The organism is Stenotrophomonas sp. ZAC14D1_NAIMI4_1 (assembly GCF_003086775.1).
GTDB lineage: Bacteria > Pseudomonadota > Gammaproteobacteria > Xanthomonadales > Xanthomonadaceae > Stenotrophomonas.
In genome coordinates, this window is the sequence record NZ_CP026001.1 from 1,319,446 (window position 1) to 1,340,063 (window position 20,618).

General features: G+C 67.0%; 18 protein-coding genes. 11 read left to right on the forward strand and 7 right to left on the reverse strand.

Features of this window, described 5'->3' with window-relative positions; genetic code table 11:
• Positions 1-13 precede the first annotated feature (13 nt).
• The gene (locus tag C1927_RS06150; RefSeq protein WP_108746185.1) at positions 14-790 is read right to left on the reverse strand and encodes an enoyl-CoA hydratase/isomerase family protein; all 777 of its coding nucleotides are present in this window, start codon (positions 788-790) and stop codon (positions 14-16) included.
• 34 nt (positions 791-824) lie between these two features.
• On the opposite strand from C1927_RS06150, the gene C1927_RS06155 reads away from it, so the two are divergent.
• Positions 825-1,271 carry a copper chaperone PCu(A)C gene (locus C1927_RS06155; RefSeq protein WP_108746186.1) on the forward strand — a complete coding sequence of 149 codons (447 nt, stop codon included), beginning with the start codon at positions 825-827 and terminating at the stop codon, positions 1,269-1,271.
• Positions 1,272-1,363: 92 nt separating this feature from the next.
• On the opposite strand, the gene C1927_RS06160 is transcribed toward C1927_RS06155, so the two are convergent.
• From C1927_RS06160 to uvrA, 4 genes are all read right to left on the reverse strand, one after another.
• Entirely contained in the window at positions 1,364-2,113 is a 750-nt protein-coding gene (locus C1927_RS06160) for an enolase (protein WP_079221066.1), read from the reverse strand.
• Positions 2,114-2,171: 58 nt separating this feature from the next.
• Entirely contained in the window at positions 2,172-2,897 is a 726-nt protein-coding gene (locus C1927_RS06165) for an enolase (protein WP_108746187.1), read from the reverse strand.
• Between the two features lie 90 nt (positions 2,898-2,987).
• On the reverse strand, positions 2,988-3,395 hold the full coding sequence (locus C1927_RS06170) for a thioesterase family protein (protein ID WP_108746188.1): 408 nt from the start codon (positions 3,393-3,395) through the stop codon (positions 2,988-2,990).
• On the reverse strand, positions 3,395-6,388 hold the full coding sequence (gene uvrA, locus C1927_RS06175) for an excinuclease ABC subunit UvrA (protein WP_108746189.1): 2,994 nt from the start codon (positions 6,386-6,388) through the stop codon (positions 3,395-3,397). Before uvrA ends, C1927_RS06170 begins: the two co-directional genes overlap by 1 nt.
• A 310-nt stretch (positions 6,389-6,698) precedes the next feature.
• Between uvrA and rplU the strand changes: the two genes are divergently transcribed.
• The 3 genes from rplU to cgtA all read left to right on the forward strand — a co-directional run bounded on the left by rplU (position 6,699) and on the right by cgtA (position 8,518).
• Positions 6,699-7,016 (forward strand): 50S ribosomal protein L21, encoded by a 318-nt coding sequence (rplU, locus tag C1927_RS06180; protein ID WP_004148331.1) that lies wholly within the window; start codon positions 6,699-6,701, stop codon positions 7,014-7,016.
• Positions 7,017-7,027: 11 nt separating this feature from the next.
• The gene (rpmA, locus tag C1927_RS06185) at positions 7,028-7,291 is read left to right on the forward strand and encodes a 50S ribosomal protein L27 (protein WP_004148333.1); all 264 of its coding nucleotides are present in this window, start codon (positions 7,028-7,030) and stop codon (positions 7,289-7,291) included.
• A gap of 174 nt (positions 7,292-7,465) precedes the next feature.
• Complete coding sequence (gene cgtA / locus C1927_RS06190) at positions 7,466-8,518, forward strand: Obg family GTPase CgtA (RefSeq protein ID WP_079221070.1); 1,053 nt, start codon at positions 7,466-7,468, stop codon at positions 8,516-8,518.
• Positions 8,519-8,680: 162 nt separating this feature from the next.
• Here the strand turns inward: cgtA and rpsT are convergent, their stop codons facing one another.
• The gene (gene rpsT / locus C1927_RS06195; protein ID WP_079221071.1) at positions 8,681-8,950 is read right to left on the reverse strand and encodes a 30S ribosomal protein S20; all 270 of its coding nucleotides are present in this window, start codon (positions 8,948-8,950) and stop codon (positions 8,681-8,683) included.
• A 117-nt stretch (positions 8,951-9,067) separates the two neighbouring features.
• Between rpsT and murJ the strand changes: the two genes are divergently transcribed.
• The 7 genes from murJ (at position 9,068) to C1927_RS06230 (ending at position 18,797) form a co-directional block, all read left to right on the forward strand.
• Complete coding sequence (murJ, locus tag C1927_RS06200; RefSeq protein WP_108746190.1) at positions 9,068-10,672, forward strand: murein biosynthesis integral membrane protein MurJ; 1,605 nt, start codon at positions 9,068-9,070, stop codon at positions 10,670-10,672.
• A gap of 75 nt (positions 10,673-10,747) precedes the next feature.
• Entirely contained in the window at positions 10,748-11,695 is a 948-nt protein-coding gene (locus C1927_RS06205) for a bifunctional riboflavin kinase/FAD synthetase (RefSeq protein WP_079221073.1), read from the forward strand.
• Positions 11,692-14,523, forward strand: a complete 2,832-nt coding sequence (ileS, locus tag C1927_RS06210) for an isoleucine--tRNA ligase (protein WP_079221074.1) — start codon at positions 11,692-11,694, stop codon at positions 14,521-14,523. The genes C1927_RS06205 and ileS overlap by 4 nt, the downstream gene beginning before the upstream one ends.
• Complete coding sequence (lspA, locus tag C1927_RS06215; RefSeq protein ID WP_079221075.1) at positions 14,523-15,047, forward strand: signal peptidase II; 525 nt, start codon at positions 14,523-14,525, stop codon at positions 15,045-15,047. The genes ileS and lspA overlap by 1 nt, the downstream gene beginning before the upstream one ends.
• A 27-nt stretch (positions 15,048-15,074) precedes the next feature.
• Entirely contained in the window at positions 15,075-16,025 is a 951-nt protein-coding gene (ispH, locus tag C1927_RS06220; RefSeq protein ID WP_108746191.1) for a 4-hydroxy-3-methylbut-2-enyl diphosphate reductase, read from the forward strand.
• 214 nt (positions 16,026-16,239) lie between these two features.
• Positions 16,240-18,123: a M61 family metallopeptidase gene (locus C1927_RS06225; RefSeq protein ID WP_079221077.1), complete on the forward strand. Its 1,884-nt coding sequence runs from the start codon at positions 16,240-16,242 to the stop codon at positions 18,121-18,123.
• On the forward strand, positions 18,120-18,797 hold the full coding sequence (locus tag C1927_RS06230; RefSeq protein WP_108746192.1) for a lysoplasmalogenase: 678 nt from the start codon (positions 18,120-18,122) through the stop codon (positions 18,795-18,797). The genes C1927_RS06225 and C1927_RS06230 overlap by 4 nt, the downstream gene beginning before the upstream one ends.
• A 93-nt stretch (positions 18,798-18,890) precedes the next feature.
• Here C1927_RS06230 and treA read toward each other — a convergent pair whose 3' ends face one another.
• Positions 18,891-20,510 (reverse strand): alpha,alpha-trehalase TreA, encoded by a 1,620-nt coding sequence (gene treA / locus C1927_RS06235; protein WP_108746193.1) that lies wholly within the window; start codon positions 20,508-20,510, stop codon positions 18,891-18,893.
• Between the last annotated feature and the right edge of the window lie 108 nt (positions 20,511-20,618).

A 20,618-nucleotide genomic window follows, 5' to 3' on the forward strand; every position in this document is an offset into this window, starting at 1 on the left:
CCGGCACTACCGTTTACTTGCCCAGCCGGGCCACCAGCGCCTGCAGGGCGTTCTGCGCATCCGGTGCAAACCAGGCTTCGACGAAGCGGTCCAGCTGGATCAGGTCCGGGTGCAGCGCCTCGTGCAGGTCGGCACGGGCGATGGCGCGGGTCAGCAGCATCGGCTGGCGCGGCTGTTTGAGCAGGTTCTGCAGCCAGGCGATGGCGCGTGCCACCACCAGGTCGCCCTCGGCCAGTTCATCCACCAGGCCGATCTGCAGCGCCTGTTCGGCCGGCACCAGCGCGCCGGTGCTGAGCAGGATGCCGGAGCGGTGCACGCCCACGGCGCGGCGCAGCAGGCGCTGGATGCCTTCCGGCGCCACCAGGCCCACCTGCACCTCGTTCAGGCCGATGGCATACGGGCGGGCCGGGTCGGCGCTGCGCGCCATCACCCGGTAATCGCAGCACAGCGCCAGCACGCAGCCGCCGGCCGGCGCATGGCCGGTGAGTGCCGCCACCACCGGGATGCGGCTCTCGGCCACGGTACGCACCGCGCCGAAAAAGGCGTTCCAGCTGTCCAGCAGCTTGTGCTTGTCATCGCCGTGGGAGAGCAGGTGCGGCACGTCCATGCCGCCGGTGAAGATGCGCTCGCTGCCCGACAGCACGATGCCGTGCACGTCCTCGGCCATGGCCAGTTCGACGGCGTGGATCAGCTGGCGGCACAGTTCGGTGTCCAGTGCATTGACCGGTGGCCGCGCCAGGCGCAGTTCGCGGATGGGGCCATGGTTGATCACCTCGATGAGCGTCGTCATGCTGCGGTCTCGTTGCGGACAGGAATCTGAGGCGATGATAACCAAACCATTCGTTGGCGTATTGTGGCTGCTGTGTGCGGGCGCAGCATCGGCGGCGACGGCTGTCCCGGCCTGCGTCACCGTGCAGCAGGGCTGGGCACGCCTGCCGCCCAACCCGGCCATGCCGATGACCGCCGGCTACGGCGTGATCCACAACGGCTGTGCCAAGGCAGTGGCCATCACCGGTGCACGCAGTGCCCGCTTCGCTGACGTGTCGCTGCACGAAACCACGATCGTCGATGGGGTCAGCCGCATGCGCGCGGTCGAGCGCCTGCCGCTGGCGCCGGGCGCCCGCGCCGAGCTCAAGCCCGGTGGCCTGCACCTGATGCTGATGGAGGGCAAGGGCGCGTTGAAGGAAGGTGAGGCCGTGCCGCTGCAGCTGCAGCTGGAGGGCGGTGGCGAGGCCGGCGCGACGTTGGCGGTGCGCAAGGCTGCGCCGTAACACGTCGCTCGTTTCGCCGGGCATGGCCCGGCGCTACCGGTGATGGTCCGGCGATCATGCCTGGGTAGCGCCGGGCCATGCCCGGCGAGGGTTTACGACCAGTCGAACGTAAACAGGACCGTGCGGCTGGCTGGTTCGTAGAACATCACGATCGCATCGGCACCGGCCGCGACCCAGTGGCTGGCCGGCACGCTGGCCACATGGAAGAACGCATGGCCGTCGCGGGTCAGCTGCAGGCCATCGTCAGGCAGGTGGCTGCTGTCATTGCGGAACCGCAGGCTGCCACGCTGCCGGTAGCCCGCCAGATCCTGCAGCTGGAATGCCGCAGGCAGCGGGGCGTAGTCGGACCAGTTGCCAAACCAGATGGGGCCGCCCAGTTGCTGCAGCCACGCCTGTTCGTCCAGTTCGCCCTCGCCGTAGCGCGAGCAGCTGGCCAGGCGCCCATGCTGCAGGAAATGCGCACGCGCCTTGGCATGGCTCTCGTGCATTTCGACGATGTGGGCGCGGGCCTCTTCTCCCTCCATCGCCTCGCCGAGGAAATAGTCCTGCGTGCCCAGGAAGCGCATTTCGTTGCCCGCGGTCAGCTCGAAGGCGACCCAGTTGATGCCGGTGAACGCGTTGTGGTGCGCGGTGGTGTCGTCACCGATACAGCCTTCATAGGGTTCGATCGGGCACAGCAGGGTTGCCATCTGGCCGGCCAGCTCCGGGCGCAGCTCGCCCAGGTCGATCTTCAGCAGCGGCAGCAGGTGCTGGCCGAGCCAGGCCTGGTCGGCGGGGAAGACGTCGGTGGGGAAGGGGACCATGCCGGGCAGCAGGTCGTGCAGATCGGTGTGGTGGATCATGTCAGTCCCTTGGATCGGGTCGGCAATGCCGGCCAGCGGCCGGCACTACCAGGCTGGCTTACGACCAGTCGTACGAGAACAGCACCGTGCGGCTTACCGGCTCGTACAGCATCACGATGGCATCGGCACCGGTGGCGCACCAGTTGTAGCCGGACACTTCGGCGACGGCGAAGAACTTGTTGCCATTGCGGGTGATGATCACTGTTTCGGCATCGTCCGCCGCGTTGGGGTCATCGGCAGCTTCGGTGAAGCCCAGCTCGAATGCCGCGGGAATCTCCGCGGTCTCGGTCCAGTTGCCGAAACCTATCTGACCACCCAGCGTATCCAGGTAATCGCGCTCGCTGGGCTCGCCCTTGCCGAAGCGCGAGTAGCAGGCCAGCCGGCCATGGGCGGCGTGGTAGTCACGCGCCTTGGCATAGCTTTCGCGCATCTGTGCGATGTGCTCCTGCGCATGCTTGTCATTGCCCGGGTCGCCGATGAAATAGCCCTCGTTGCCGAGGAAGCGCATCTGGTTGTCGGCGCTCAGTTCGAAGGCGATCCAGTTGGTGCCGGTGAAGTCGTTGTGGTGCGCTTCCGTCGTCTCGCCCATGCAGCCGTCATACGGCTCGATCGGGCACAGCATCGTTGCCACCTGTCCGGCCAGCTCCGGGCGCAGCACGCCCAGGTCGATCTTCAGCAGCGGCAGCAGGTGCTGGCCGAGCCAGGCCTGGTCGGCGGGGAAGACGTCGGTGGGGAAGGGGACCATGCCGGGCAGCAGGTCGCGCAGTTCGGTGCGGTGGATCATCTCAGTCCCTTGAATGGTGTCGGTAGTGCCGGCCGCTGGCCGGCATCCGCGATACATCTGGAGGTTGCCGGCCAGCGGCCGGCACTACCTTCAGGTAGAGGCGTTGCGGATCGCCTCCGGCAGCGGCGCGCTCTTGCCGGTCTGGGTGTCCATCCAGACCACCACCACGTTGCCATCCGAGTACAGCTTCGCATCATCCTGCTGGTCGACGATGCGGTGGCCGATGGTCACGCTGCTGTTGCCCAGGCGCTCGACGAACAGCTCGACCAGGATGTCGTTGGGCCACACGATCGGCAGGCGGTAGTTGACGTTGGTCGCGGCCACCACCGGTGCGATGCGGTCGGTCATCGACACGCCTTCCACGCCCAGCATCCAGCGCACCCGCGCTTCTTCCAGGTAGGAAATGTACTTGGCGTTGTTGACGTGGCCCATGCTGTCCATGTCACGCCAGCGCACGCTGATCGGGATGCGGGCCAGGATCTTGTGTTCGCTGCTCATCAGGCGTCCTTCTTCTTCGTCGTGCTCTTGCTGGCCTTGCCGGTGCTCTTGGCGGCCACGGCCTTCTTCGCCACCTTGGCGGGCTTTTCAGGCTTCACCTTGCGCGGCGGGCGGGCGTCGGGCTTGTTGGCCACGGCGGCCGGTCGTTCCGGGCGCGCGCTGGTGGAGGGCAGCATGCGGGCGAGGAACTGGCCGGTGTACGACTGCGGGCAGGCCGCCACGTCTTCCGGCGTGCCGGTCACCAGGATGGTGCCACCGCGGTGGCCGCCTTCCGGGCCCAGGTCGACGATCCAGTCAGCGGTCTTGATGACGTCCAGGTTGTGCTCGATCACCACCACCGTGTTGCCTTCGTCGCGCAGCTTGTGCAGCACGCCCAGCAACGCTTCGATGTCGTGGAAGTGCAGGCCGGTGGTCGGCTCGTCGAGGATGTACAGGGTGCGGCCGGTATCGCGGCGCGACAGTTCCTTGGACAGCTTCACGCGCTGCGCTTCACCACCGGACAGCGTGGTCGCGCTCTGGCCCAGCTTGATGTAGCTCAGGCCCACGTCCACCAGCGTTTCCAGCTTGCGGGCGATGGACGGCACCGGCTCGAACAGCTTCAGTGCATCTTCGACGGTCATTTCCAGCACGTCGTTGATGTTGTAGCCCTTGTACAGGATCTCCAGCGTCTCGCGGTTGTAGCGCTTGCCGTGGCAGACGTCGCAGGGCACGTACACGTCCGGCAGGAAGTGCATCTCGACCTTGATCAGGCCGTCGCCCTGGCAGGCCTCGCAGCGGCCGCCGCGCACGTTGAAGCTGAAGCGGCCCGGCGAATAGCCGCGCGCACGTGCTTCGGGCACCTGCGCGAACAGCTCGCGCAGCGGCGTGAACAGGCCGGTGTAGGTGGCCGGGTTCGAGCGCGGCGTACGACCGATCGGCGACTGGTCGATGTCCACCACCTTGTCGAACAGGTCCAGGCCGTCGATCTCCTTGTACGGGGCGATCGGGTGCGAGGAACCGTTGATCTCGTTGGCGGCCAGCGAGAACAGGGTGTCGTTGATCAGGGTCGACTTGCCCGAGCCGGACACGCCGGTCACGCAGGTCAGCAGGCCCGACGGAATCGCCAGGTCCACGCCCTTCAGGTTGTTGCCGCTGGCACCGCGCAGGTGCAGGGTCATCTTCGGGTTCGGCTTGTGCCGGCGCGCCGGGATCTCGATCGAGCGCTTGCCCGACAGATACTGGCCGGTCAGCGAGCGCGGTGCATCCAGGATGTCCTGCAGGGTGCCCTGGCCGACGATCTCGCCGCCATGCACGCCCGCGCCCGGGCCGATGTCCAGCACGTAGTCGGCCAGGCGGATCGCATCCTCGTCATGCTCGACCACGATGACCGTGTTGCCGAGGTCACGCAGGCGGGTGAGGGTGCCCAGCAGGCGTTCGTTGTCGCGCTGGTGCAGGCCGATGGACGGCTCGTCGAGCACGTACATCACACCGACCAGGCCGGCGCCGATCTGGCTGGCCAGGCGGATGCGCTGCGCTTCGCCACCAGACAGCGTGTCGGCCTTGCGCTCCAGGGTCAGGTAATCCAGGCCGACATCGACCAGGAAGCCCAGGCGTTCGCCGATTTCCTTGACGATCTTCGAGGCGATCTCGCCGCGCCAGCCCGGCAGGCTCAGTTCGCTGAAGAACTTCAGCGCTTCGTCGATCGGCAGCACCACCAGGTCCGGCAGCGGGCGGTCGGCCACGAACACGTTGCGCGCGGCCTTGTTCAGGCGCGCACCCTTGCACTCGGGGCAGGCGTGTTCGCTGATGTACTTGCCCAGTTCTTCCTGCACCGCCGCCGATTCGGTTTCCTTGTAGCGGCGTTCCAGGTTGGGAATGATGCCCTCGAAGCGGTGCTTGCGCTGGGTGCGGCCACCGGCTTCGGTGAAGTAGGTGAAGGTGATCGCATCATCGCCGCTGCCGTACAGCACGGCCTGCTGCACGTTGGCCGGCAGCGAGTTCCACGACGCATCGACGTCGAACTTGTAGTGCTTGGCCAGCGAGGCGATCAGCTGGAAGTAATAGGCGTTGCGGCGGTCCCAGCCGCGCACCGCACCGGCGGCCAGCGACAGTTCCGGGTGCACCACCACGCGCGCCGGGTCGAAGAACTCGGCCATGCCCAGGCCATCGCAGCCGGGGCAGGCGCCCATCGGCGCGTTGAAGGAGAACAGGCGCGGTTCCAGCTCGGGCAGCGAGTAATCGCAGACCGGGCAGGAATACTTGGAGGAGAACAGGGTCGGCGCGGTTTCGGCGTTGTCCAGGCTCTGCACCGAGGCCATGCCGTCGCCCAGCTTCAGCGCGGTCTCGAAGCTCTCGGCCAGGCGCTGCTTGATGTCCTCGCGCGGGCGGAAACGGTCGATCACCGCTTCGATGGTGTGCTTCTGGCGCAGCGCCAGCGGCGGCACCGCGTCGATTTCATACAGCTCGCCGTCCACCCGCACGCGCACGAAGCCCTGCGCACGCAGCTGGTCGAAGACCTGCGCATGCTCGCCCTTGCGGTCGCGGATGACCGGGGCCAGCAGCATGTAGCGCTGTTCCGGGTCCAGGGTCAGCACCTGGTCGACCATCTGGCTGACGGTCTGTGCTTCCAGCGGGTAGCCGTGGTCCGGGCAGCGCGGGGTGCCGACGCGGGCGTACAGCAGGCGCAGGTAGTCGTAGATCTCGGTGATCGTGCCGACGGTCGAACGCGGGTTGTGCGAGGTCGACTTCTGCTCGATCGAGATGGCCGGGGACAGGCCCTCGATGTGGTCCAGGTCCGGCTTTTCCATCACGCTCAGGAACTGCCGCGCATAGGCCGACAGCGACTCGACGTAGCGGCGCTGGCCTTCTGCATAGATGGTGTCGAACGCCAGCGAGGACTTGCCCGAGCCGGACAGGCCGGTGATCACGATCAGCTTGTCGCGGGGCAGGTCGAGGTCGATGTTCTTGAGGTTGTGCGTCCGCGCGCCGCGGATGCGGATGAAATCCATCGCCATGGGGGATCCGGTTATGGGGGGCGTTGGCTGGGTGCCGGGCCAGCAGGGGGACGGCAATCGGTCAGCCTACCGAGGTGACCAGATGGGGGCAATGGGCGACAATGCCAGCCCGGTGTCTCACCTTGTGAGACAAGGCTTTATGAAGGGGTCAGATCCCTTTTCACGCTGTGAAAAGGGATCTGACCCCGTTCCACCGGGGCAGGCAGGGGTTGACTTGACCCCGCCGCATTGATCTGCGTACAATCCCGCTCCTGTCCGCCCTTGATGGCGACAGTCCATAGACCACAATAACTACAGAGGAAGTCTGGTCATGTACGCAGTACTGGTCACCGGCGGTAAGCAATACCGCGTGGCGCAGGGCGAAAAGCTCCGCATTGAAAAGCTCGAAGTCGAAGTCGGCAGCGAGATCAAGTTCGACAACATCCTGCTGCTCGGCGACAGCGATGGCATCAAGATCGGCGACGCCCTGAGCGGCGCAGCGGTCACCGCCACCGTCCTGTCCCAGGGTCGTGCTGACAAGGTCCGGATCATCAAGTTCCGTCGCCGCAAGCACCACATGAAGCGTCAGGGTCACCGTCAGTACTACACCGAAATCGAGATCACCGGCATTGCCGGTGGCAGCAAGTAAGGAGATAGGTCATGGCACATAAAAAAGGCGTAGGCTCTTCGCGCAACGGTCGCGACTCCAACCCGAAATACCTGGGCGTCAAGATCTTCGGTGGCCAGGCCATTGAAGCCGGCAACATCATCGTGCGCCAGCGCGGCACCCAGTTCCACCCGGGTTCGGGCGTCGGCCTCGGCCGCGACCACACCCTGTTCGCCCTCGTGGACGGCAAGGTGGAGTTCTCGGTGAAGGGCGCCAAGAAGCGCCGCACCGTCAGCGTCGTGTCGGTCGAAGCCTGATAAGGCTTGGCTGGCAGCCATGCCCTGGCATGGCCCTGCTGGTCGAATCGCACGCTGCGTGAAGAGCCCCGCTTCGGCGGGGCTTTTCGTTGGAATCAGTGGTACAACGGGCACGGCCCGACATTCAAGCAAGGCGGCGGCACGCAGGCCGCGCCCATCGCAGGCATCGAAACAATGAAACTGGTAGACGAAGCAGAAATCGAAGTGTTCGCCGGCAACGGCGGCAACGGCTGCATTGGCTTCCGTCGCGAGAAGTTCATTCCGCTCGGCGGCCCGGACGGCGGCGACGGCGGTGCGGGCGGCAGCGTGTACATCCGCGCCGACGAAAACCTGAACACCCTGGTCGACTTCCGCCATGACCGCATCTTCAAGGCGCAGCGCGGCGAGAACGGCATGGGCCGCCAGGCCTATGGCAAGGGTGGCGAAGACCTGACCATCACCGTGCCGGTCGGCACCGTGATCATCAACGTGGCCACCGACGAAATCATCGGCGACCTGACCCAGCATGGCGACCGCCTGCTGGTGGCGCAGGGCGGCCGTGGTGGTCTGGGCAACATGCACTTCAAGAGCTCGACCAACCGCTCGCCGCGCCAGGCGCTGCCGGGCGAGCCGGGCGAAGAGCGCACGCTGAAGCTGGAGCTGAAGCTGCTGGCCGACGTCGGCCTGCTGGGCTTCCCCAACGCCGGCAAGAGCACCCTGATCCGTGCCGTCTCGGCGGCAACCCCTAAGGTGGCCGATTACCCGTTCACCACGCTGTACCCGAACCTGGGTGTGGTGAAGGTCGAGAACTACCGCAGCTTCGTCATCGCCGACATTCCGGGCCTGATCGAGGGCGCGGCCGACGGTGCCGGCCTGGGCGCGCAGTTCCTGCGCCACCTGCAGCGCACCCGCCTGCTGCTGCACCTGGTGGATATCTCCCCCATGGAAGGTGGCGTGGAAGGCATTTCCCCGGTCGAGCAGGTGCGTGCCATCGAGCGCGAACTGGAAAAGCACGACCCGGAGCTGCTGCAGAAGCCGCGCTGGCTGGTGCTGAACAAGGCTGACCTGATGTTCGAGGACGAGGCCAAGGCCGCGGCCGAGCAGATCGTCGCCGAGCTGGGCTGGAAGGAGCCGTGGTTCCTGGTGTCGGCGCTGGGCCGCGAAGGCACCTTCCCGATCATGAGCCGGGTCATGGCGTTCTTCGATCGCCAGAAGGAAGACGAACTGGAAGCCCGCAACGCGCTGTGATGGTGTTGTGGTTCCGCACGAAAAACCCGGCTTCGGCCGGGTTTTTTGTTGGGTGTTGCCGGCCAGCGGCCGGCACTACCGGATCGCAGGCAACAAAAAACCCGGCCGGGGCCGGGCTTTTGTCTGCTGCCCGACCCCGAAGGGCAGGGCGGCAACGCCGGATCAGGCGGCCTTGAGGGCCTTGATGCGGTCGTTCAGGCGGCTCTTGTGACGAGCAGCCTTGTTCTTGTGGATCAGGCCACGCGCGCTGAAACGATCCAGGATCGGCTGGGCAACGGCGAAGGCGGCTTGGGCGCCGGCGGCATCGTTGGCGTCCAGCGCCTTGATCACTTTCTTGACAGCGGTGCGCAGCATCGAGCGCTGAGCCACGTTGCGCGCGTTGCGCACGACGGTCTGCTTGGCGCGCTTCTTGGCGGACTTGATATTGGCCACGGTGGTGGTTTCCTGAAAAAATCGGTGTTATGGGAACAGCAAGCTAGCTAGTATGATGGCGTAAGAAATGCACGTCAAGTCGATTGTCAAGAGGGACGCTGAGTGAGTTCACCCAAGTTGTTGCGGGGCCTGCTGTCGTTCAGCAGCATGACCATGGTCTCGCGCGTTCTCGGACTTGTCCGGGACTTCGTGGTGACCACCACGTTCGGCACCAACGCCATCACTGATGCTTTCTGGGTCGCCTTCAGGGTACCCAATTTCCTGCGCCGTTTGTTCGCCGAGGGCTCGTTCGCGACCGCTTTCGTGCCGGTGTTCACGGAAGTGAAAGAAACCCGCAGCCATGCCGAACTGCGCGAACTGATGGCGCGCACGGCCGGCACCTTGGGCGGCATCCTGATGCTGGTGACTGCCGTGGCGCTGATCTTCGCGCCGCAGCTGGCCTCGGTCTTCTCAAGCGGCGTTGATACCGACCCGGTCAAGCAGGGCCTGCTGGTCGACCTGTTCCGCCTGACCTTCCCGTTCCTGCTGTTCGTCTCGCTCACCGCCCTGGCCGGTGGCGCGCTCAACAGCTTCCAGCGCTTCGCCATGCCGGCGCTGACCCCGGTCATCCTCAACCTGTGCATGATCGCCGGCGCGCTGTGGCTGGCGCCGCGGCTGGGCGGCACCCCGGAAAAGCAGATCCTGGCGCTGGGCTGGGCGGTGCTGGCCGCCGGCATCCTGCAGCTGCTGTTCCAGCTGCCCTCGCTGAAGGGCATCAACCTGCTGACCCTGCCGCGCTGGGGCTGGCACCACCCGGGCGTGCGCAAGGTGATGACGCTGATGGTGCCGACCCTGTTCGGTTCGTCGGTGGCGCAGATCAACCTGCTGCTGGATACGGTCATCGCCGCCAAGCTGACCGATGGCTCGCAGTCGTGGCTGTCGCTGGCCGACCGCTTCCTGGAGCTGCCGCTGGGCGTGTTCGGCGTGGCCCTGGGCACGGTGATCCTGCCGGCGCTGGCCCGCCACCACGTCAGTACCGACCGTGAGGGCTTCTCGCGCTCGCTGGACTGGGGCCTGCGGATGACCCTGCTGATCTCGGTGCCGGCCATGCTGGGCCTGCTGTTCCTGGCCGAGCCGCTGATCGCCACCATTTTCCAGCACGGCCAGTTCAGCGCCTTTGATACCCGCATGACCGCGCTGTCGGTGTACGGCCTGAGCTTCGGCCTGCCGGCGTTCGCCCTGCTGAAAGTGGTGCTGCCGGCGTTCTATGCCCGCCAGGACACCCGGACCCCGGTGCGCGCGGGTGTGGCTGCGCTGGTGGCCAACATGGTGTTCAACTTCGCCCTGCTGGCCGTGCTGTACCAGGTGATGGTGCCCGACGAGCTGAAGGCGCAGGGCGTGATGGCGGCCATCGGCAAGCAGCCGGGCCTGCATCTGGCGCTGGGCATTGCCAGCGCGCTGTCCAGCTACCTGAACCTGGGCCTGCTCTGGTACTGGCTGGGCAAGACCGATGTCTACCAGCGCCGGCCGGGCTGGGGCGGCTACCTGGTGCGCCTGCTGGTGGCCTGCGTGGCCATGGTCGGCGTGCTGCTGGCCCTGCTGCACTGGCTGCCGGCCTTCTCGGCCATGGGCGTGTGGGAGCGGATCGGCGCCCTGGCGCTGCTGGTCGGCGGCGGCGGCGCCACCTACGGGGTGGCCATGCTGGCGATGGGCTTCCGCCCCCGCGACCTGCGCGGGCATTGATCGTGGCCTACGGCGGCTATACTTCAGGGTTACACCATTGAAGCGGCGGCCCCGGGTGGGCCGGAACGAGAGTTGATGAGCAGGCTGTTCAGAAGCGTCGAGGGCGGGGAGCTGTTCCCCAACGGAAGCGTGGTCTGTATCGGTGCATTCGACGGCCTCCACTTGGGGCATCGTGCGCTGGTCCGCCACGCGGTCGCCCGCGCGCGCGCCTTGGGCGTGGCCGCGGTGGCCGTGGCGTTCGAGCCGCTGCCGCGTGAATTCTTTGCCCAGGGCACGCCGCCGCCGCGGCTGACCCTGGCCCGCAGCAAGGTCGAGATCCTGCGCGAACTGGGCGTGGATGCGATCGGCCTGCTGCGTTTCGACGCGGCGATGGCCGCCATGCCGGCCGAAGACTTCGTTCATAAGCTGCTGGCGCAGCGCCTGGGCGCGCGCGAAGTGTGGATCGGCCCGGAGTTCTGCTTCGGCAACCGCCGCCGCGGCGACCTGGCCCTGCTGCAGGCGATGGGCGGCGAGCTCGGCTTCACCGCCGGCGAGATCGAAGCCGTCGACCTGCACGGCGAGCGCATCTCCAGCACCCGCATCCGTCAGCTGCTGCAGGCGGGCGATTTCACCCATGCCAACGATCTGCTCGGCCGCCCCTATGCGATCAGCGGGCGGGTGGTGCGTGGGCGCCAGCTCGGCCGCACGCTGGGCTTCCCCACCGCCAACCTGCGCTTCCCGAAGACGCCGGCGCTGTCGGGCATCTACGCCACCTGGGTGCACGGGGTGTTCGACCAGCCGTGGCCCTCGGTGTCCAGCTTCGGCACGCGGCCGACAGTGGACGGCGTGGAGCCGCTGCTGGAAGCCCACCTGTTCGATTTCCAGGGCGACCTGTACGGTCGGCACATCGACGTGGAATTCGTCGCCAAGCTGCGCGACGAAGAAAAATTCAATGATCTGGCGGCACTGACCGACCAGATGCACCGCGACGCCGACCAGGCGCGCACCATCCTTTCCGAACATAGATTGCGAGCCACTGCGTGAGCCAGGACTACAAGACCACCCTGAACCTGCCAGCCACCGAATTCCCGATGCGCGGCGACCTGCCCAAGCGCGAGCCGGGCATTCTGGCGCGGTGGGAAGAGCAGGGGCTCTACCAGCAGCTGCGTGACAACGCCGCCGGCCGCCCGCTGTTCGTGCTGCACGACGGCCCGCCGTACGCCAACGGCCGCATCCACCTGGGCCACGCGGTCAACAAGATCCTCAAGGACATCATCGTCAAGTCGCGCTACCTGGCCGGCTTCGATGCGCCCTACGTGCCGGGCTGGGATTGCCACGGCCTGCCGATCGAGATCGCGGTGGAAAAGAAGTGGGGCAAGGTCGGCGTGAAGCTCGACGCCGTCGAATTCCGGCAGAAGTGCCGCGAGTTCGCCGAAGAGCAGATCAACATCCAGCGCGCCGATTTCAAGCGCCTGGGCGTGACCGGTGACTGGGACAACCCGTACAAGACCCTGAGCTTCGATTTCGAAGCCAACGAGATCCGTGCGCTGGCCAAGGTCGTGGCCAACGGCCACCTGGTGCGTGGCGCCAAGCCGGTCTACTGGTGCTTCGACTGCGGTTCGGCGCTGGCCGAGGCGGAAATCGAATACCAGGAAAAGGAATCGCCGGCGATCGACGTGGCCTACGCCGCGCGCGATGCGCAGGCCGTGGCCCAGGCCTTCGGTGTGAGCCTGCCGGGCGACGTCGAAGTGGCCGTGCCGATCTGGACCACCACCCCGTGGACGCTGCCGGCTTCGCTGGCCGTGTCGCTGGGCGCGGAGATCCGCTACGTGCTGGCCGAAGGCCCGGCGCACAACGGCAAGCGCCGTTGGCTGGTGCTGGCCGCCGCCCTGGCCGAGCGCGCCCTGCAGCGCTATGGCGTCGAAAACGTGGTGCTGCACGGTGAAGCCACCGGCGCGGCGCTGGAAAACCAGCTGCTGGCGCACCCGTTCTACCCGGAGCGCGAGATCCTGGTGCTCAACGGCGAGCACGTGTCCGACGAGGACGGTACTGGTGCGGTGCACACTGCCCCCGGCCACGGCCAGGAAGACTACGTGGTCAGCCAGAAGTACGGCCTGCTCGACAAGTACAACGCCGGCCAGGTGACCCCGATCGACGGCCGTGGCGTGTACCTGGAATCGACCCCGCCGGCCGGTGACGTGGTGCTGGCTGGCCAGCACCTGTGGAAGGCGCAGGACGCCATCGTCGGCGTGCTGCGCGAGAACGGTTCGCTGCTGGCCTTCCACCCGATCCGCCACAGCTACCCGCACTGCTGGCGCCACAAGACGCCGGTGGTGTTCCGCGCCACCCCGCAGTGGTTCATCTCGATGGACAAGGCCAACCTGCGCAACGATGCGCTGGCCGCCATCGATACCGTGGGCTGGTTCCCGAGCTGGGGCAAGGCGCGCATCCAGAGCATGGTCGACGGCCGCCCGGACTGGACCATCTCGCGCCAGCGCACCTGGGGCGTGCCGATCGCACTGTTCACCCATCGCCAGACCGGCGAGATCCACCCGCGCACGGTGGAGCTGATGCAGCAGGTCGCCGACCGCGTCGAAGCCGAGGGCATCGACGTGTGGTACTCGCTGGATGCCGCAGAACTGCTGGGCGCCGAAGCGGCCGACTACGAGAAGGTCACCGACATCCTCGACGTCTGGTTCGATTCGGGCGTCACCCATGAAGGCGTGCTGGCCGCGCGTGGCTTCGGCAAGCCGGCCGACCTGTACCTGGAAGGTTCGGACCAGCACCGTGGCTGGTTCCAGTCCTCGCTGCTGACCGGCGTGGCCATCGACCAGCGCGCGCCGTACAAGCAGTGCCTCACCCACGGCTTCACCGTGGACGAGCACGGCCGCAAGATGTCCAAGTCGCTGGGCAACGGCATCGAGCCGCAGGACATCATGAACAAGCTGGGCGCGGACATCCTGCGCCTGTGGATCGCCTCGGCCGACTACAGCAACGAGATGTCGCTGTCGCAGGAAATCCTCAAGCGCAACGCCGATGCCTACCGCCGCCTGCGCAACACCGCGCGCTTCCTGCTGGGCAACCTGGACGGTTTCGATCCGGCCCAGCACCTGCGCCCGCTGAATGAGATGGTCGCGCTGGACCGCTGGATCGTGCATCGCGCCTGGGAACTGCAGGAAAAGATCAAGGCTGCGTTCGACAGCTACAACATGGCCGAGATCGTCCAGCTGCTGCTGAACTTCTGCAGCGTGGACCTGGGTTCGCTGTACCTGGACGTGACCAAGGACCGCCTGTACACGATGCCGACCGATTCGCACGGTCGTCGTTCGGCACAGAGCGCGATGTACCACATCGCCGAAGCGTTCACCCGCTGGATCGCGCCGATCCTGACCTTCACCGCCGACGAGCTGTGGGGTTACCTGCCGGGCGAGCGCACCGGGCACGTGCTGTTCACCACCTGGTACGACGGCCTGGCGCCGCTGCCGGCCGACGCACAGCTCAACGCCGCTGATTTCGACCAGTTGCTGGCCGTGCGCGAGCAGGTGGCCAAGGTGCTCGAGCCGATGCGCGCCAACGGTGCCATCGGTGCCGCGCTGGAAGCGGAGATCACCATCGCCGCCAGCGAAGAGCAGGCCGCGAAGTGGCAGCCGCTGGCCGATGAACTGCGTTTCCTGTTCATCAGCGGCGACGTGCAGGTGCGCCCGGCGACCACCGACGAGGTGTTCGTCAGCGCCCAGCCGACCCAGAAGACCAAGTGCGTGCGCTGCTGGCACCACCGCGCCGACGTCGGCAGCAACGCCGATCACCCGGAACTGTGCGGCCGCTGCGCCGGCAACATCACCGGTGCCGGTGAAGTGCGGAGCTGGTTCTGATGGCCGCGCCCCGTCCGCATCCGAACGCCTTGGTCTGGCTGCTGCTGTCGGCCGCCATCATCGGCCTGGACCAGTGGTCCAAGGCCTGGGTGCTGTCGAGCCTGCCGGAGTTCCAGCCGGTGGTGGTCATCGACGGCTTCTGGAACTGGTACCGCACCTACAACACCGGTGCGGCGTTCAGTTTCCTGAGCGACGCCGGCGGCTGGCAGAAGCACTTCTTCACCGTGCTGGCCATCGCCATCAGCGCGCTGATGGCGTGGTGGCTGCGTGCCACCGCCCGCGGCAACTGGAAGGCGGCGGTGCCGTACGCGCTGATCATCGGTGGTGCCATCGGCAACGTGATCGACCGCCAGGTGCACGGTCACGTGGTCGATTTCATCCAGTGGTATATCGGTGACCACGTCTGGCCGGCGTTCAACGTGGCCGATTCGGCCATCGTGGTCGGTGCCGTGGGCATCGCCCTGTTTGGCCTGTTCGACGGCAAGTCCGCCAAAAAGGCGGATAATGCCTCCCCGAAACCGTAAGCCGGCCGCTGCCGGGAGACTGAACTGATGGATGTGCTGCTCGCCAACCCGCGTGGTTTCTGTGCTGGTGTCGATCGTGCGATCGAGATCGTCAAGCGCGCGATCGAAACGCTGGGCGCGCCCATCTATGTCCGCCATGAAGTGGTGCACAACCGCTTCGTGGTCGACGACCTGAAGCAGCGTGGCGCGATCTTCGTCGAAGAACTCGATGAAGTGCCGGACAACAACACGGTCATCTTCAGCGCGCACGGCGTCTCCCAGGCCGTGCGCCAGGAAGCTGATCGCCGTGGCCTGAAGGTGTTCGACGCCACCTGCCCGCTGGTGACCAAGGTCCACTTCGAAGTGGCCCGCCACTGCCGTGCCGGCCGTGACGTGGTGCTGATCGGCCACGCCGGCCATCCCGAAGTGGAAGGTACGATGGGCCAGTGGAACCGCGAAGCCGGTGTCGGCCAGATCTACCTGGTCGAGGACGTGGAGCAGGTTTCCACGCTGGTGATCAACCAGCCGACGAACTTCGCCTACACCACCCAGACCACGCTGTCGGTGGATGACACGCGCGGCATCATCGATGCACTGCGCGAGCGGTTCCCGGAGATGCAGGGCCCGAAGAACGACGACATCTGCTACGCGACGCAGAACCGCCAGGATGCCGTGCGCGACCTGGCCAAGCGCTGCGACCTGGTGCTGGTGGTGGGTTCGCCGAACAGCTCCAATTCCAACCGCCTGAGTGAGCTGGCCCGCCGCGAAGGCGTGGAGAGCTATCTGATCGACGGCGCGCACGAGATCGACCCGCGCTGGGTGGAAGGCAAGCAGCACATCGGCGTGACTGCCGGTGCCTCGGCACCGCAGGTGCTGGTGGATGGCGTGCTGGCCCGCCTGGCCGAGCTGGGCGCCAACGGTGTCGGCGAGCTGGACGGCGAGCCGGAATCGATGGTGTTCGCGCTGCCGAAGGAACTGCGCCTGCGCCTGGTCGACTGACCGGGCAGGGCGTTCGCCGGGCACGGCCCGGCGCTACCGGGTGTGTGTCATCCACGCATGGCGAGGATCTACTGCATCCGGCCGGGGCATCGCATCGCATCCCCGGTAGATCCACGCCATGCGTGGATGGGCGCGCGCCCATGACCTTTGGCCATGGGGCCACGCACCACACAGGCCTAGCATCGAAGGTTCTACCGCTGCTGGAACCTGCCTGATGAAGACCCGTGCCCTGGTGATGTCCGTGCTGTTCGCGCTGGCTGCCACGCCTGCGCTGGCGCAGACCTCGCCGCCGGGCGATGCCGCGGCCCCCGGCCTGCTGCGCATCGATGTGGATGCACGCGACCTGGCTCGCCGCATCTTCAAAGTGACCGCCACCGTGCCGGTCAAGCCCGGTCCGGTCACCCTGCTGTACCCGCAGTGGATTCCCGGCAACCATTCGCCCACCGGCCCGATCGACAAGCTGGCCGGCCTGCGCGTCACCGCCAATGGCAAGCCGCTGGCCTGGCAGCGCGACCAGTTCAACGTCTACGCGTTCAAGGTCGACGTGCCCGAAGGTGTCAGCGAGATCGTCGCCCACTTCGATTTCCTGTCCTCGCAGGGCGGCAGCCAGGGCCGGGTGGTGATGACCCCGGAAATGCTCAACCTGCAGTGGAACGCCAATTCGCTGTACCCGGCCGGCGTCGACGCGCGCAACCTGCAGGCGCAGGCCAGCGTCACCCTGCCCAAGGGCTGGGCCTACGCCACCGCACTGGAAACCGCGCGCCGCGACGGCGATACCGTGGTGTTCAAGCCCATCTCCTACGACCACCTGGTCGACTCGCCGCTGTTTGCCGGTGAGCACCACCAGCGCATCGACCTCGACCCGGGCGCGAAGGTGCCGGTGCACCTCAACGTGTTTGCCGACGATGCCAAGTCGCTGAAGCCGACCGACGCGCAGATCAAGCTGCATCGAGCGCTGGTGCAGCAGGCCGACAAGCTGTACGGCGCGCGCCACTATGACCACTACGAATTCCTGCTGGCGCTGACCGACCGACTCGGCGGCATCGGCCTGGAGCACCATCGCTCAAGCGAGAACAGCGCCGCCCCCGGCTACTTCACCGAGTGGGACAGCAACGCGTGGATGCGCGACCTGCTGCCGCACGAGTACACCCATTCCTGGAACGGCAAGTACCGCCGCGGCGCGGACCTGGCGACGGCCAACTTCAACGTGCCGATGGGCGACAGCCTGCTGTGGGTGTACGAGGGCCAGACCCAGTTCTGGGGCCAGGTACTGGCCGCGCGCTCGGGCCTGTGGTCGGCCGAGCAGACCCGCGACACGCTGGCCAATGTGGCGGCCACCTATGACCGGGGCCGCCCCGGCCTGGCCTGGCGCGCGCTGCAGGACACCACCAACGACCCGACCATCGCCCAGCGCCGCGGGCTGGCCTACCGCAACTACCAGATGAGCGAGGATTACTACTCCGGCGGGCAGATGCTGTGGCTGGAAGTGGAAGGCAAGCTTCGCGATCTGAGCGGCAACCGCCGCAGCCTGGATGATTTCGCGCGCGCGTTCTTCGGCGTCGGCAATGGCGACTGGAACGTCAAGCCGTACACCTTCGAGGACGTGGTGGCGACCCTCAACGGCATCGCCCCGTATGACTGGGCCAGCTTCCTGCGTCAGCGCCTGGACGGCCACGGTTCGCTGACCGGTGGCCTGGAACTGGCCGGCTGGAAGCTGGCCTACCGCGATACGCCCAACGAGGCCTACAAGGCGCAGGAAAAGCGCGCCAAGGCGGCCCTGCTGGCGTACTCGCTGGGTGCGACCGTGCTCGACACCGGCGTGGTCGGTGATGTGATCTGGGACAGCCCGGCCTTCAACGCGGGCCTGGCACCGGGCATGAAGGTGATTGCCGTCGGTGGCCGCGAGTACAGCAGCGAACGCCTGAAGGATGCGGTGTCCGCCGCGGCCACGGACAAGGCGCCCATCGTGCTGCTGGTCAAGCAGTTCGACCGCATCGACACGATGCGCATCGACTACCACGGTGGCCTGCAGTACCCGGTGCTGGAACGCATCGCGGGCAAGCCGGACCGTCTTGCCGAGCTGTGGAAGGCACGATGATGTCGTGGCGCCGCGAAGGCCTGGTCCTGCTGGCAGCGATCCTGGCCATCGTCGGCGCCTTCCTGCACGGTGATGGCCGCTGGCTGCACTGGCTCGCCAAGCCGGCAACCACGCTGCTGATCGCGGCCATCGCCTGGCAGGCACGTCCGGCGGCATCGCCGTCTTATCGTTGCGCGGTGCTGGCTGGCATGCTGCTGTCCTGCGTGGGCGATGTCGCGCTGATGCTGCCGGTGGATGCGTTCGTTCCGGGGCTGGTGGCATTCCTGCTGGCCCACGTCTGCTACATCGTCGCCTTCCGTGCTGGCCTGCGTGCGGGCGCTGGGTTGTGGGCTGCGTTGGTGCTGCTGGGCGCGTTCGCCACGCTCAACGTGCTGGGCCTGTGGTCGCACCTGCCGGCGCCGATGCGAATTCCAGTGCTCGCCTACGTGGTGGTGCTTGCCTCGATGGCTGTGCTGGCGCTGGCACGCGCGTGGGCGCGGCCGCAGCCGGCAGCCCCGGAATCGTGCAGCGCACGCTGGGCCGCGATCGGCGCCGTGCTGTTCGTCGCCAGCGATTCACTGCTGGCCTGGGACCGTTTCGCTGGCGGCCTGCCGCTGGCCAGTCTGCTGGTGCTGTCCACGTACTATGCCGCGCAGTACGCCATCGCCCGTTCGGTGGGCAGGCGGCCTTTGTAGAGTCGAGCTTGCTCGACTGCTTCTGCCAACAGCAGTCGAGCAAGCTCGACTCTACAAAAGCGCAGCCGAGCATGGCTCGGCTCTACAACGCGCTCATTCGACGTCGGCCGCGCTTTCGCAGGTGCGCTCCGGCGCGCACAGGCGATCAAGCAGGGCCAGGGTCACGCCGTTGCTCCAGCCGAAGCCATCCTGCAGCGGGTATTCGCCGCCACCGCCGCCACTGGCCGAGCCATCCACCACGTACTTCTCCACCAGCTTGCCGTCGCGGTCGTAGACCGATTGCACCGTGCGCAGGAAGCGCACGCCCAGCGTCCGCGCCAGCGCTTGCTGGCCGTACTGCTGCAGCCCATCCACGGCCACCCACTGCAGCGGCGCCCAGCCGTTCGGGGCGTCCCATTGCTGCCCGGTATCGTGCTGGGTCGTCAGCAGGCCGCCTGAGCGCAGCAGGCCGGCTTCCACGGCATCGGCGGTGCGCCGCGCCTGTGCTGCGTCGGCAACCTTCAGCCACAGCGGAAACAGCGCTGCGGCGGTGAGGGCAGGGCGTTGCTGGCCGCTGTCCAGGTCGCGGTCGACGTAGTAGCCCTGGCGCGCATCCCACAACCGCGTATTGATGGCCACGCGGCGCGAGGCCGCCAACTGCTGGTAGTGGCGTGCATCCTCACGCGCGCCTGATGCGGTGCTGGCACGTGCCAACGTCTGTTCCAGCTGGAACAGCAGACTGTTCAGATCCACCGGCACGATGGCGGTCGTGCGGATGCTGGACAGCTGCGCCGGGTCATCCAGCCAGCGCGAGCTGAAATCCCAGCCGGATTCGGCACCGGCGCGCAGATCGCGGTAGACCTGCGATGACGGTCGCCGTGATGCCTGCGCCGCGGTCGCCAGGTCATCCGTCCACGATTCGGTACGCGGCACCGCACGCGCATCCCAGTAGCGGTTCAACAGTTGGCCATCGGCCAACCGCACCACGCGTTCGCGCGCCTGGCCGGGTGCAAGGCCCTCGGCGCCGTGCATCCAGAACGCGTGTTCGATGCGCAGCTGCGGCAGGTAGCGCCGGTATGCATCGTCACCTTCGTGGCGGGCCAGCAGTTCCACCATCAGGCTGAAGAACGGCGGCTGCGAACGGCTGAGGTAGTAACTGCGGTTGCCGTTGGGAATGTGGCCGTACTGGTCCAGCTGCCAGGCGAAGTTGTCGACCATGTCGCGCACCTGCTGCCAGCGCTGGCTGGACGCGAGGCCGAGCAGGGTAAAGTAGCTGTCCCAGTAGTAGACCTCGCGGAAGCGGCCGCCGGGCACCACGTACGGGTGCGGCAAGGGCAGCAGCGAACCGTGCGGATCGACGGTGGTGGTGTGCCGCTGCAGCACTGGCCACAGGCCTTCGATGTGCGCGCGCAGTGTTTCCCCTGCGGGTGGCACGTAGGCCGGCGCATCGCCCGGTACCGTGAAGCGGGTCGCGACGAAATCGCGCAGCGTGTAGCCGGGTTGCCGCTGTGCGGCCTGCCAGTCGGCCAGCACGGCCGCAGCCGGCTGATGCGGCACGGCATCGGCGAAGGTCTTCTGGTCGGCAAACAGATGGGCGCGCTGCACCTGCTGGAACAACGGCGCGAGCGGCTGGTCGGGCGGCTCAGGGGCGCGGGCGGCTTCTTTGGCTGTTGCATTGGCGATGCAGAGCACCAGTGCCAGCGACGCACCGGCCTGGAACATCGAGGGACGCATGGCGTGCCTCCAGAAGGGTGTGCGGCCACTGTAGCCCCGCATGCGTGAAAGCGGTTTGCGGGGGCCGCGAACTTGTAGAGCCGAGCCATGCTCGGCTGCTGTTGGCAG